A 13315-nucleotide genomic window follows, 5' to 3' on the forward strand; every position below is an offset into this window, starting at 1 on the left:
AGATCAACTAAAACTAATTTTATACAAGTAAAATTATTACAGTTTGAAATTAGTTCAATTTATTATTGCAATTTAGTTAATTTTTTTAATCATTGGCCTAATGATTATTTTTTTCTAGCTTGATTACATATTATCACAAGTTAATTATAAATAAAATTAACAATTACTTCCGTTTAATTCCGGAAATTATGTATTTATATATGTTGATTTCAAATATTCAGTCAAGCAGAGTTAGAATAATTAGTTTATTTATATCTTTTAAAACTATAAATAAATTTGTATATATCAGATTTATTAAATGTTATAGATTCTAATTCTTCTGCTCCAGGAAGGCCAGGAATCTCATAACAGCTTCATAAGCCTCCTTGTAATCAGTGTTACCCTTTTTCTTTTTGCGGCCAGCTGTTCTGAGTTTAAAAGCTTTTTCTCCTTCTTTATTATATCGTTGTAACCATCGGTATAATGTTGAAGGATCTAAATTATACTTGTCAGCTACAACACTTACTTTTAAGCTTTCATCCAGAACTTCTTTAATTGCTTTTTCTCTAATGTCATTGCTATAATTTTTACTGCCTTTTGCTTTTCCCACTGAATTCCCCCCCTTCATAGCAAGTTTATTACTTGCAATAATATTTGTTCATAAAAATGGGGTCAGTCTCGAATACTACTTTGCAATTACCGGTAATTTTAGTATACAATAAACATAAATATGTTAATTAATCATAAATTGTTTGATAATTAATGACTAATAAGTTATAATTAATATACAATAAAATAAATTGAAGTTAATAAATTTGATATTTTATATTGACGATTGGTGGTGATTGTCATTTTTGATAAAGAATTAAATCGGGTGAAATTTTTAATAGAAGATGGTTGTGATGTTATTAATGAATTTATTGGAGGATTAGAACAGAAGGAAGCGGAAAAGGTAATTAGGATAATTAATCTATTAGATGATCTGGGTTTTAAAAGATTAATTCTTACAGAAATGTGTGCAGGGGTCGTTGGTTATGATAATTTATGGTATTTGAGAGCAAAATACAGGTCTAATATATATAGAGTGTTTTTCTTTAAATATTTTACTGACGATCACGAAGTTTATATATTAGTTAATGGAATAGTTAAAAAAACTAAGAGAATTCCGCCAGGTGCAATTAGCTTAGCGGACAGAAGAAAGAAAAAAATTATAGCTGAATTAGAAGGGTAAATAATTTTGATATATATTCAACAATATTAATTATACAGGAGGTTTAAAATAAAATGGAAAAAAAATATGGAATTAGAAATAAGGATGATTCTTTTAAAGAATTAATTAAAAATAGAAATGATTTAAAAGATACAGTTGAGGAATTTGATCCTGTTTATGAACTAAGGAAAAAGATATTGTTATTAAGGTTAGATGAAGGTTTGACACAGGAGGAATTGGCTGCTAGAGCGGGAATGAAGCAGTCAGTTATATCTAGAATAGAAAATGGTGAAAGCGAACCAAGAATTGAGACAGTTAATAAAATTGCAAAAGCATTGAATAGGAAAGTAAAGATTGATTTAGTTTGATTTCTAATCTCACTGTAATAGGTGGGATTTTTTCTTTTTTAAAAGCTTTGATTCAATGCTGCATAATTCACAAGTGCGAAATCATCAACTTAGATGGCGAAAGCTACAGATTAACCCACAGAGAAACCATTTTTGGAAAATCTTAGGTGTAAAATCTTAATGAGCGAAAAGTATAAAATCTTATTTGACATTTACACCTATTTACTTGAAGATAATTATGATGAAGTCGGTACACTTTGGTATAGCAATAGTTTCATCTTGGGTGATAGAAGAGGTGGACATTTAATTAACTATATAAAACATAATAACAAATATTATATATTTGATGGTCTCCCCTACATTATGGAACGAGAAGTTCATTCATCACCAGAAAATGGTCAAACTTATTATGAGGGAAATTCTTTAGGGTTAATCCATGAAATAACGATTGATGAAAATGGAAATCCTGATTTTAATCCTTTTATTGATATGTTGACATATTTTAACCCAAATATTGCTTCTATGACTTTAATATCAGAAACAAGATTACCAGCTATAGGTACAAAAACAAATTTTCCAAGTAGAGATACAGAAAACTGTATTGCTAATACTATGAGAGCTAGTCAATTTGAACAAATTTATCAAAACCCTAAAGACCCTCAAGAAATAACAATTCATGTATTTAATTCAGATATTCCAAAAGAATACAGAGAGGATCCACCATATTAAAAACTTTATTTGAGGTAAGATAAAGATTTTAGATTTACTGTTCTTTACAATATATATAACTTTATTAGTCCACTTTTATATCAGATCATAAAGGTGGACTAATATCAAATAACTTTGCTAAATTTTAATTTAAAATCACTATCAAACCAAGGAAAATAAAGGCAGTACCTATTGCTTTTGATAGTTTTTTCTCCGAAGCACCATTAGCAAAAGTAGCAGCTGTTACTGCACCAGCAAAAGCAAAGAAACCGCTTAGCAATAATTCAAAATATGGGATATGCTGTTCAACTATAAAGTGACTTGCAGAAGCAAAAAGAGCTGTAAAGGTCATAATCAATACAGAAGTCCCAATTGCCATATGAGTCTTATAATCTAAAACAAAGGTTAAAACCATTAAAATCATTATCCCTCCACCAGCACCAAAAATTCCGGTCATCAATCCAATAAAAGTTCCAAACAAAACTGAAGATAGTTTTTCTCTTTCTCTGAAAAAGTTAAGTTCAAATTTATTTTTAAACTCTTCTACTCTTTGATTGATTGGTTTTCTTCTAAATGAAATTCCGGTCAATAAAATTATTATCCCAGTCAAACCACCTAAAGCTGTTGGAGTCATTCCTGCAGAAAACCAACTACCAAAAATAGCTGCAATAACAGCAGAAATAGCTATTAAAAGCCCACCTTTAATATTAATATTGCCGTGTTTGCTATATGTAAAAGCAGAAACTGAAGAAGCAACAACATCAGTAGCTAAACTGATACCAATAGCCGAATAAGGATCATAACCTAAAAAAATTACCAAAAAGGGAGTTACAATTACAACAGCTGAAGCACCGACTAGACCGGTGACAATTCCAGCCCCAAAACCTGCAAAAATTATCACTAAAATTTCAAACATTAAGCTAACAACTCCTATTTATTTATAATTTATAAATATTATAAGTTAATATGATTTGCTAAGCAGTTAAATACTAACATTTTTTTATTAAATAATCAACTCCATTGATTTAAATATTATCTATGTTATAATTGTCTTGATTTGCTATTAAAATTTTCTAAATTATGAAAGGAGTTTTAAAGTGAAAAGCAAGGACGAATTAATCGACATTCAATCAATAAAAAACAAAAACTTAGGTGGCCCAAAACCAGATTTCCTCAATGCAGAAGCTGCAAAACATGTTAGAAGATTTCATATTTCTTTTGAAGAATACAGAGCAACTCCTCTGACTAGCTTGAAAAATCTGGCTGATTACCTTGGTATTAAAAACATCTATGTTAAAGATGAATCATATAGATTTAAGCTTAACTCTTTTAAGGTTTTAGGTGGTACCTATGCTATTGCAAGATTTCTGGCTGAAAAACTTGGGCGAGATATTGAAAATTTAAATTTTGAAATGCTCAAATGCAAAGAAGTTAAAGAAGAATTGGGAGAAATAACGTTTATAACAGCAACTGATGGAAACCACGGCAAAGGAATTGCCTGGGCTGCAAATCATCTCGGGCATAAAGCTGTAATTTACCTACCAGATGGTTCTGCTCAAAAAAGAGTTGATGCTATTAGAGAAGTAGGTGGAAAAGCAATCGTGACAAATTTAAACTATGATGATACGGTTGCTTATGCAATGAAAAAGGCTGAAGAAAATGACTGGCATCTGGTACAGGATACTGCCTGGGATGGTTATAGAAAAATACCAAGCTGGATTATGCAGGGCTACACCACAATGGCTGAAGAGATTAAGCTTCAGCTCGAACTAGAAGGTATAGAAGAACCAACCCATATGTTTCTGCAGGCAGGAGTAGGATCTATGGCCGGCTCTATTCTGGGATATTATATAAATCAATTTGATAATTATCCGATCACCACAATTATTGAGCCAAATGAAGCAGCATGTGTATTTAATTCTGCTGCTCACTCTGATGGTAAAACCCATAAAGTCGAAGGTGATCTAAAGACAGATATGGCAGGCCTTGCCTGTGGAGAAGCTAATCCTATAGCCTGGGAGATTTTAAGAGATTATGCCCATATGTTCGTCAGCTGTAATGATTATGTTTCTTCAAGGGGAATGAGAATTCTGGCCAATCCAATTGCTGATGATAAACAGATTATTTCTGGTGAATCAGGATCTGTTGGGCTTGGTTTTCTTTCTTTATTGATGGAAAAAGAAAATCTGCGCTCTTTAAAAAATGAACTTCAATTAGATGAAGATTCAATTGTTCTAATCTTCAACACTGAAGGAGCCACAGACACAATTAATTATAGAAAAATTGTCTGGGATGGAAAAGACAGTTTACTGGATTAAATTGAAATCAAATATAACTCAAATCGAGCAGGAGAGAAATAATTAATTATTTCTCTTCCTCTCACACCACACAGCATACCGTTCGGTACTGGGATTTGCACTCGTGCCTGATTCCGTCAGGAACTGGCGTAAAACCTGCTTTTTTCTTTTACCTGCTTGCTTTTTAAGTAATACAGATGTTATAATATAGTAGAGGTGGGCAACTATGAAAACTATAAAGTTAAGAAAAGTTGGTAATAGCTACGGTTTTACTATTCCTAAAGAGCTCAAAGAAAAATATAATCTTAAAGAAGGTGAAGAACTTCATATTATTGAAAATAAAGATGGTTTTACAGTAACCCCTTTTAACCCTGAATTTGAAGAATGGGCTAAAGCTTTTGATAAGACTAACCAAAAATATAAAAATACTCTTAAGGAATTAGCTAAATGAATGACATCAAATTTATACCTAAAGATATAATTGTTTTTTTTTATAAGCAACTTGTTAAAATTTATGATGGAAGTTTTGGTATAAGAGATGAAAATTTATTAAATTCAGCGCTTGAACAGCCTAAAGCAACTTACCAGGGTGAATATTTACACGATTCATTGTTAAAAATGGCAGCAGCTTATGGTTATCATCTTTGTAATAACCATCCATTTATTGATGGAACTAAAAGAATAGCTTTTGTAGCTATGGATACTTTTTTACAAAGAAATGGTCTAGAAATTACAGCTTCTGAGAAAGAAGCCTATAAAATGATGATCCAAGTATCTTCTGATAAGTTATCAAAAAAGGAATTAACAATATGGCTTGAAAATAATACAAATTCAATAGATTGATAAACCTTCTGAGTTCATTTATCAGGAGTTTTTTTGTTTCGCAATCTAGTAATCAGCAAATGTCACATAACATTCCTGAGATTTTCGCTTATACTTGATTCCTTAGAAACTGGCGTAAAGCTTGCTTTTCCATAACTATTATTAGTTATATTGCAAGCTTTGTGACAGAAGACATGCTGTGAATCTCATTTTATGAGCAAATCAAACCCTTCTCTTTTAGATTATGAGAAGGGTTTATGCTTGAAAGATGATTTTTTAAAATCTAAAAATAATTTATTTATTAACTAAATCCATCAGCATCACTATCTTTATATTTTCAATTCTTTTAATTCAGAAATACCTTGTTCTGCTAAATCTATTATATATTTTTTTACCTCATCATATTCCGGATCTGTTATCTTATTTAATTGTTCAAGAGCTTTCTCAAACTCTCCTAATTCCCTAAACAATTCTCCCTTAAGTATTAGATGCTCATCATTATTATCATTGAGAGCATCCAACAGCTTTTCTAGTAAAGCTGGCATGTGTTCTTCAATATCTTTTGAAATTTCTTCCTGATCATCATTGCGATAATAATCATTATAGTTCCACCAAATTTGCCTCAACAAATATAAAGCGTCTTCATCATCTTTAACTTCTAACTTTTCTAATGCTTCAATATATTGTTCTAAAGTCAATTCTTTTAAAAGTTCTGCATCAGGATATTTACCTGAATCAAATTCAACCTTATCAATTAACTCTGCATCTTCAACCCAGAAAAAATTATCACATTCTTCACAATAAGAAACAATTACACTATCTGGCAGCATTGGAGTTTCACATTTTCCATCAGTCCAATAAGTAGCACCCAAAGTATTACCTGAAGCTAAAGTACTCTGCCTAAATTGATTTTGACAGCTCGGACATAGGATTATCCTATCTTTACCTGGAAGCATAATCTTCAATCCCTTATAATAGATTTGATTATTCTAAAACTATTATATCATCCTACTGTGACAGCATAGTGGCATAGTGAAAAAACTTTTTAAGCTTAAGTCTCTAAAAGCTCTATAATCTCATTTGGAATACTTCCTGGATTTTTTATAAATTCCTGATAAGAAAAATAAATTGTCCTCTGCAATACTATAAGAAAGATGAGCATCTAATCTGATTTAAAAAAGCTCTATATCTTGTTGTCCTTAATTATTATATAGATATAATAGATCTTTAACTGTTAGGAACTCATATCCTTTATCCTGAAGAGTTTCTATTAACTGAGGCAGCATATCTAAACCATTTCCACTACCCCCACTTGAATCATGCATCAAAATAACCATTCCTGGATGATGATTTTTAATTATTTCTTCATACATTTGCTGAGGATCATTTAATTCACTTTTCCAGTCAAAAGTATCAACAGACCAGTTAATAATTTGCCAGTTTTCTTCTTTTAAATGCTCTATTTGAGAGTCTGAGATACTGCCATAAGGTGGTCTAATTATCTTAGGATAATTACCGGTAACTTTTTCTATAATTTCTGAAGTAGGATATATTTCTTCAGCAAATACAATTTCGTCTTGCATGTCACTAAAATTAGGGTGATTATAAGAATGATTACCTACATAATGACCTTTATTAGAAACTTTTTCTACAAGTCCAGAATATCTATCAATCCTATTTCCTATCATGAAAAAACTAGCTTTTATTTTATATTCATCTAAAATATCTAGAATTTTCTCAGTGTAAATAGAATGGGGCCCATCATCAAAGGTAAGAGCTACCACTTTTTCCTCCGTGTTAGCACTTAAATGAAAAGTATCAGCGAACTCTACAGCCTGCCTTTCCACATTTTCTTTGAATTCTTCTGCACCTTCTAAATAATTATATAACTGGGGATATTCTTCTGCAGCTAATCCACTATCTCCTATTATTAAAGCAAATAATAATATTATTGATAACATAAATATGAATCTTTTATTCATTTTGATCCTCCAGTCTATAATTTTATATAAAAATACTTGACGTTTAAAGTTTTCAAATTCCGGAACACCATAACCAATTATTTTGCTCAACTGAAACAAGCAAATGCCTTTTTTATTTAGATTGGCATTATATCTTTGCAATATTAATTATACATCCTAGATAATTAAAATTGGACCTAGGTTCATTGTGTATATTAATTGTTTTTATTCAGAAATAAGTTCCATAATCTCATTTAAAATACTTCTTGGATTTTTCAAAAATTCCTGATATGGAAAATCAATTATCTCCTCATCTGAGGCAGCTATTAACTCTTCTTTATCTACTATTATCTCTACATTTGCTACTTTAAAACCTCCAATTCTATTTATTTTATCAAGATTTTTATTCTTTACTAAAATATTAATTTCTTCTTTAACTCTTTTTAGTTCAAACCAGAGCCGCCATTCTTTTAAAGAACGGATACTCAATTCTGGCAGGGTATCAGCCTTTTTGAGCAGCATATAATTAGAATAGATATGGCTGCCGCTAACACCATAACCCTCTGTTGTAATTTTTTTGCCGAGCTGCTGCCATTTCTCTACTTCAAATAATAGATAGTCAGCATCTCCAGTGCTTCTGCTGGAAGGAAAATCAATATCTTTTCTTTTTACAATTTTGATATTTTTTACTTCTGCATAATATTTGATCCCACTTTGATCTCCAAATTTAGATTTGCTCTGGAATATTGCAATATGTTCAATATTATGATTAAGAATTGTTTGTTGAAAGGGTAGATAATATATTTTTTCTTTTAAAAGATAATCTAGCTGAGCTTTACTGCTTAAAGAACCTAATAATAGATCAATTTTAAATTCAGCTTGTGGCCTAAATTCTTCTGTTCCAAGTGGTAAGAGATTGCGGTTATAATTGCTGAAAGCTGATTCGTCTATTATGTTTTCTAAAAAATCTGCTAAAAGTTCTGTACTATCTGGTAGAAATGGAAAAGCCCCGATATTTATTTTGTCAATACTTTTATAAAATTGATGATTTTTGAATTTCTGCTGATCATGATAGGGGAAAAGTACATAGGCTCCAACCATTGTTCTCTGATATTTGCTTTCACTTAACTCTGCAGCCACTGCATCTCTATAGCGGTGCATAGTATTGATATCTGCTTCTTCTGGTCCAGGGATACCCTTATATCTATTTCCATACCTTGTTCCTTCTTCAGCCATATTAAGTCTATATTTAGCATCAAAGATGAATTTATAATGATACTTCGAATCTTTTTTGCTTAAGGATAATATATTATCAGGTTGTTGGTTGGTAGTTATCCCATCTCCTGTTTGAGTATTATAGCTTAAAGTAAATACTTCTTCTGTGATTGGATTAATATATTCTACTTCAGCCTGAGCTCCTTTAGATAAAGTTACATTGATACCACTGTAGTCAAGTTCAATTATATTGTTTTTTATCATCTTATACTTATTTTGCAGTAGTCTGTTTAACTTTAAGAATGTCCAGTATTCATAGAGCTGCCAGAGTTCTTTAATAGATAATCTAAATATCTCTCCATTGAGAGATAAACCTTTTAAGAGCATTAAATAATATCTATAGATCTCTTTATAGCCTGGGGCCATCTGCAAAACTAAAGAAATAGAATCTATTTTTTGAAGTTCTCCTACCTGTTCTAAAAATGATCTTTTAAGAGTCAATTTTAATTTTCTTATCATTTTCTCTATTTTATTTACTAAATCCTGATCTGGATTTTGCTTATAGTCTAAGTACTTATCTTTAAAACTGTGCAGGCGTTTAATGAGTTCTGTAAAAACCCACTTTAAAAATTTATTTTCAAAATTATTATAACTTAGCTTTTTTTCTACTGCTAATATTTTTTCAGGTAACTGCAGTTTTCTATTGTAATGCTGGCTGTTTTTGTTAAGCCATTTGATGCTCTGGCGGTTGATGCTTTTTACCCGAGCAGCAGGCCTAACATTTCTCTTTTTGATAATTCTGTGATGAGGTGATTCTTCTATTCTTCTAAAAGCTTTAAACAAGTCATCAAAAATATTTTTAATAATAACAAAAAATTCCGCCTCAGTAACATTGTTCTCTTCTGCTATTTTCATATTTTGATAGGTCTTTCTTAAAAAATCATAGGCAAGATTATATACTTCTTGATTAACTTCACTAATTAGCTGCTGATAGTCTTTTTGATAGTCTATTTTGCTGGGGAAAACTTCAAGCTTTAAGCTCAAAAGAGCTGTATTATTAGATCTTATCTCAAATTCAGAATAGCCGATATCACTGCCAAAATTTATGCTCCCATAAAGTATATTGTCATTATTATTAGGATAAGACAATGATTCTCTAATTTCACGATTAGGATGGTAAAATTCTATAGCTTGAGAAGCTTCTATGTAAAAATCATAATTTTGATATTCAAAAAACAAGGGGTAGCTTTTAATTGAATTTAAATTACTCAGTTTTAGTTGATCTTCTTCTGGGTCATAATATTTAAAGTTAAAGGCTTGATTTAATTTGCTGTGATAAGCAATTCTAGCCTGAGCCTTATTCTCCTCGGGGAATTCTTTTTCATGGTCAGGATGAAGGGGTTTTCCTTTAATGTTCAATGAAAATTGATTATTTTCTATTGTGATTAAATCTATTTTTTTAGTCGCCATAATACCACCTTATTATTTAGGGAGATAATAGATCCATCCCTCTTCTTTTGTTTCTTCTGGCATTATTCCGTAATCTCAACCCTATTTCCATCTGGATCACTAATTACACCTTCGTAATAGCCATCTCCTGTTGTTCTCGGCTCACTCAATACTTTATACCCATCTTCTTTAAATCTTTCAGTCAATTTTATTACATTTTCTTTGCTTCCTACACTAATTGCAAAATGAGCTAAACCAACAATGCTTTTAGCTTGAATATCCCTTTCTTCTGTTACTGGCATTCTCATTATTTCTAATCTGCAGCCTTCTTCAAATGCTAAAAAATATGATTCAAACCCGCTCTTTTGATTGGTATACTTCTCACTACTTTTGGCTTCAAAATATTTGCAATAAAACTCTCTAAGATTTTCTAGATTATTTGTCCAGATGGCTATATGCTCTATCTTCATTCAATTTCCTCCCCTATTGATATATTTTACAAAAAATAGTTTAGCTTGTTATTTAGCAAAATTTAATTACAGCCAGTAAGAAGTAAAGCTATCTTCTTCATAGCGACGAAGCATATAGACTATCTTTTCAGCTGATTTAGAATATTTAATTTCATCTTTATTAGTCTCATAATATTTCCACATCTTATCAGCAAACTGGCCATTTTCCGTACTATAATCTTTACCGGCAAAGAATTTAAATAATTCAACTAATACTTTTTTGATAATTAAGGAACTGCCCTGAATCCTGGGTAATACTTTCTGCAATATTTCTGTGTCAAAAGCTGTTGTTTTATTCATTAAATTTTTATCTAATGCTTCAATTAAATAAAAGTTTATCTCATCTCTTATTCTATAGCCTACCTGCAAGTTTGCTTTTTTTAGTATTTTGTTCAATTCTTTTAATTCTTCAGTTATTTCAGTAATTTTTTCTTTTTTCTCAGGCAGTAAATCTTTTAATTTAAGATAATTAGTTTTTAAAAATTCATTGCTTAATTTTAAATTTTCAACTTTTAAATTATCATAATCTTCTTCTAAAAATGCAGTTAATTCAATCTGATTAAATTCTATAGTATTTGCTCTATCTAATACTTTTTTGCTGAAAGGCTGGGTAGTCTCATCCATATTAACTGTACCAATTATATATAGATTATCAGGTAAATATAGATTTCCATACTTAGATAAAGCATCAGTATTATCTCTAGCATCAAATTCATTTTTCGATAATATTTTATCTGTTTTAATCCTATTATCTTCAAAATATCTTGTTTCCATTTTAGATAAAAAGTCACTGAAATAATATTCTACTCTAGCTAAGTTCATCTCATCTAAACAGACTAAATATGGATTATCTAGATCATTTGAAGCCTTTTTAATAGTTTCTAAAATAGGGCCAGTCTGAAAGTCTCCACTTATATTACTGTAGCCTAAAAGATCAGCACTATCATTCCAGTCTAGTTTAACTGAGATAAGTTTAAATCGTTCATTTTCAGAAGTACAGCCAATAGCTTCTGCAAATAATTGCACTAGTTTTGTTTTACCTGTACCTGAGATACCAGCTAGTAGTACAAAAGGCTTTGTTTTTAAGGAAAGATAGAAGTTCTCTATTAAATTATCAGGATAAGTAAAGCCTTGAGCTTTGATGTAGTTTTTGATTTGAGAGAGCTTTTGTTTAATTGTTAAGTCATCCATCTTTTCAGAAACTCCTTCTCCTGTTTCAATTTCAACTGCATTTATTTCTAAATAATATTGTTCATAATATTTTTGGTAAATATTCATCATTTTAATTAAATCTTCTATTAATTCTTTTTCTGTAATTTGATTATATAATTTTCTGTTTTAAAGTTTGAAGAAAGTTCTTTTACTAAATAATCTGGCAACTGATGACGCGTGAGATCTCCAGGTTCATGCTCAGCAAATTCTTCGTGTAATCTTGCTTCTTTATATTCTGAAACTATTTTGGCTAAATAATCTTTAATTGATGACATTGTATCTACCTCTTTTTATTTTTCAGTATAATATTTTGAAATTTTATAAAATTTATTTCCTTTTTATAGAAAATATGTTATAATTAACATAATTTAATGGAGGTGAACTAAATATGAGCTTTTCTGATGACATGAGAGAAGCTAAAGCAACACTCAAAAAAATTAAAAACTATGATATTAAAGGTTTTGCTAGAGAATTAAAATATTGGATTAGAGAACTACACTTTTTTTATAATATAATTGTTCCTAACGAAACAGATGATCCATCAACTTCTTTTTATAAAATAAAACCAGCAAATAGGCCAACAACAGGTCAAATTGCATATTTTAATTTAAGAAGAGGATATCCAAAAGAAATTTATGGTGGTCATTACTGTTATATATTAAAAGATTTTGGATCAAAATATTTAGTTATTCCTACTACATCAGTAAAAGAAAACTCCAATCCTCCAAATTCTAAAATGGAGATTGATATTAAAATTAAAGATTTTAAAAATGATAAAACTTCACGCCTTCATTTAAGTGATATGAGAGCAATTGATATTCAGAGAATTAATGAACAAAAAGCTATATATGAAATTAAAGAAAACCCAGCAGTTCTTAACCAAAAAATAAGTTCAATTTTGTTTAAAACTGCTTGACAATTTACGATTAAGATAGTATTATTAAGTTAGAAAATAAAATTACAAAGAGCTCTTAAATGGGCAAAATTAAAATTATGAAGGCACCTGATATTTTATCAGGTGTTTTTTCTTTTTTATAATTACAATTTATTCTTCATCAGGCTTTTCAAATTCTTTTAAAGTCATTCCATTATTTAATTTCCATTCTCTTAAACCATTAGCATTTCTCCCCATAACTATTGCAGCTGCAGTTGAAGGACTAGAAAACAAATAGTCTTTTTTGAAAATATAATTTTCATTATTTTCAACCACAATTTCTTTTTCTAATAACTCTTCTCTCTTTTTAATTACCCAATTTTGTGCTGAATCAACAGTGTTATTAGCCATTTTAGATCCTTTTAGTACTACAAAGCCCTCACTAGTAATTTGTCCTTTACCCTTTGCCCCTCTAACAGAATCTATATAAAAATAATTTTCGTCTTTATTTTGTTTCTCTTTTATTTCTTCAAAAATTTTATATCCTAAAGTGTTTACTAATAATTTAACGTTATATATAAACTCTTCCATCTCAGCTTTATCAGGTTCTGAAATAGATGGCACTTTCGGAATAGAACTATTCGGTCCAACCCCCTAAATATGGAGAATATGTTTGTTAAGCTCGTTCATTCTTAGTTTCTCATTTTTTCTATTTAAGCTAGTACTGGTTCA

16 protein-coding genes are annotated in these 13315 nt (G+C 30.0%); 7 read left to right on the forward strand and 9 right to left on the reverse strand.

What is annotated here, in order from left to right; translation table 11 throughout:
• Window positions 1–310: 310 nt before the first annotated feature.
• Window positions 311–589, reverse strand: a complete 279-nt coding sequence (locus LJ207_RS11660) for a transposase (protein WP_229346674.1) — start codon at window positions 587–589, stop codon at window positions 311–313.
• A gap of 231 nt (window positions 590–820) precedes the next feature.
• On the opposite strand from LJ207_RS11660, the gene LJ207_RS11665 reads away from it, so the two are divergent.
• The 3 genes from LJ207_RS11665 (at window position 821) to LJ207_RS11675 (ending at window position 2265) form a co-directional block, all read left to right on the forward strand.
• Window positions 821–1210 (forward strand): type II toxin-antitoxin system RelE/ParE family toxin, encoded by a 390-nt coding sequence (locus tag LJ207_RS11665; RefSeq protein ID WP_229346675.1) that lies wholly within the window; start codon window positions 821–823, stop codon window positions 1208–1210.
• A 53-nt stretch (window positions 1211–1263) separates the two neighbouring features.
• Entirely contained in the window at window positions 1264–1557 is a 294-nt protein-coding gene (locus tag LJ207_RS11670; protein WP_229346676.1) for a helix-turn-helix domain-containing protein, read from the forward strand.
• 159 nt (window positions 1558–1716) lie between these two features.
• On the forward strand, window positions 1717–2265 hold the full coding sequence (locus LJ207_RS11675; RefSeq protein WP_229346677.1) for a hypothetical protein: 549 nt from the start codon (window positions 1717–1719) through the stop codon (window positions 2263–2265).
• A gap of 124 nt (window positions 2266–2389) precedes the next feature.
• Here LJ207_RS11675 and LJ207_RS11680 read toward each other — a convergent pair whose 3' ends face one another.
• On the reverse strand, window positions 2390–3160 hold the full coding sequence (locus tag LJ207_RS11680; protein ID WP_229346678.1) for a sulfite exporter TauE/SafE family protein: 771 nt from the start codon (window positions 3158–3160) through the stop codon (window positions 2390–2392).
• Between the two features lie 181 nt (window positions 3161–3341).
• Between LJ207_RS11680 and dpaL the strand changes: the two genes are divergently transcribed.
• The 3 genes from dpaL (at window position 3342) to LJ207_RS11695 (ending at window position 5384) form a co-directional block, all read left to right on the forward strand.
• Window positions 3342–4562, forward strand: a complete 1221-nt coding sequence (gene dpaL / locus LJ207_RS11685) for a diaminopropionate ammonia-lyase (RefSeq protein WP_229346679.1) — start codon at window positions 3342–3344, stop codon at window positions 4560–4562.
• Window positions 4563–4767: 205 nt separating this feature from the next.
• Window positions 4768–4992, forward strand: coding sequence for an AbrB/MazE/SpoVT family DNA-binding domain-containing protein (locus tag LJ207_RS11690; protein WP_229346680.1), 225 nt, complete (start codon window positions 4768–4770; stop codon window positions 4990–4992).
• Window positions 4989–5384, forward strand: a complete 396-nt coding sequence (locus LJ207_RS11695; protein ID WP_229346681.1) for a type II toxin-antitoxin system death-on-curing family toxin — start codon at window positions 4989–4991, stop codon at window positions 5382–5384. Before LJ207_RS11690 ends, LJ207_RS11695 begins: the two co-directional genes overlap by 4 nt.
• A gap of 308 nt (window positions 5385–5692) precedes the next feature.
• Here LJ207_RS11695 and LJ207_RS11700 read toward each other — a convergent pair whose 3' ends face one another.
• The 6 genes from LJ207_RS11700 to LJ207_RS11725 form a co-directional block, all read right to left on the reverse strand.
• A complete protein-coding gene (locus LJ207_RS11700) occupies window positions 5693–6319 on the reverse strand; it encodes a tetratricopeptide repeat protein (RefSeq protein WP_229346682.1) in 627 nt (208 codons plus the stop codon).
• Between the two features lie 243 nt (window positions 6320–6562).
• A complete protein-coding gene (locus LJ207_RS11705) occupies window positions 6563–7345 on the reverse strand; it encodes a polysaccharide deacetylase family protein (protein WP_229346683.1) in 783 nt (260 codons plus the stop codon).
• Between the two features lie 204 nt (window positions 7346–7549).
• Complete coding sequence (locus tag LJ207_RS11710; RefSeq protein WP_229346684.1) at window positions 7550–10009, reverse strand: DUF2357 domain-containing protein; 2460 nt, start codon at window positions 10007–10009, stop codon at window positions 7550–7552.
• A 62-nt stretch (window positions 10010–10071) separates the two neighbouring features.
• Window positions 10072–10458 carry a VOC family protein gene (locus tag LJ207_RS11715; RefSeq protein ID WP_229346685.1) on the reverse strand — a complete coding sequence of 129 codons (387 nt, stop codon included), beginning with the start codon at window positions 10456–10458 and terminating at the stop codon, window positions 10072–10074.
• A 66-nt stretch (window positions 10459–10524) separates the two neighbouring features.
• Complete coding sequence (locus tag LJ207_RS11720; protein WP_229346686.1) at window positions 10525–11778, reverse strand: McrB family protein; 1254 nt, start codon at window positions 11776–11778, stop codon at window positions 10525–10527.
• A 17-nt stretch (window positions 11779–11795) separates the two neighbouring features.
• The gene (locus tag LJ207_RS11725; RefSeq protein WP_229346687.1) at window positions 11796–11984 is read right to left on the reverse strand and encodes a hypothetical protein; all 189 of its coding nucleotides are present in this window, start codon (window positions 11982–11984) and stop codon (window positions 11796–11798) included.
• A gap of 113 nt (window positions 11985–12097) precedes the next feature.
• Between LJ207_RS11725 and LJ207_RS11730 the strand changes: the two genes are divergently transcribed.
• On the forward strand, window positions 12098–12625 hold the full coding sequence (locus LJ207_RS11730) for a hypothetical protein (RefSeq protein ID WP_229346688.1): 528 nt from the start codon (window positions 12098–12100) through the stop codon (window positions 12623–12625).
• Window positions 12626–12754: 129 nt separating this feature from the next.
• Here LJ207_RS11730 and LJ207_RS12550 read toward each other — a convergent pair whose 3' ends face one another.
• The gene (locus LJ207_RS12550; RefSeq protein ID WP_229346689.1) at window positions 12755–13207 is read right to left on the reverse strand and encodes a DUF4357 domain-containing protein; all 453 of its coding nucleotides are present in this window, start codon (window positions 13205–13207) and stop codon (window positions 12755–12757) included.
• Window positions 13208–13315: the final 108 nt, after the last annotated feature.

Source organism: Halanaerobium polyolivorans, assembly GCF_020711195.1.
Classification (GTDB): Bacteria; Bacillota; Halanaerobiia; order Halanaerobiales; family Halanaerobiaceae; genus Halanaerobium; species Halanaerobium polyolivorans.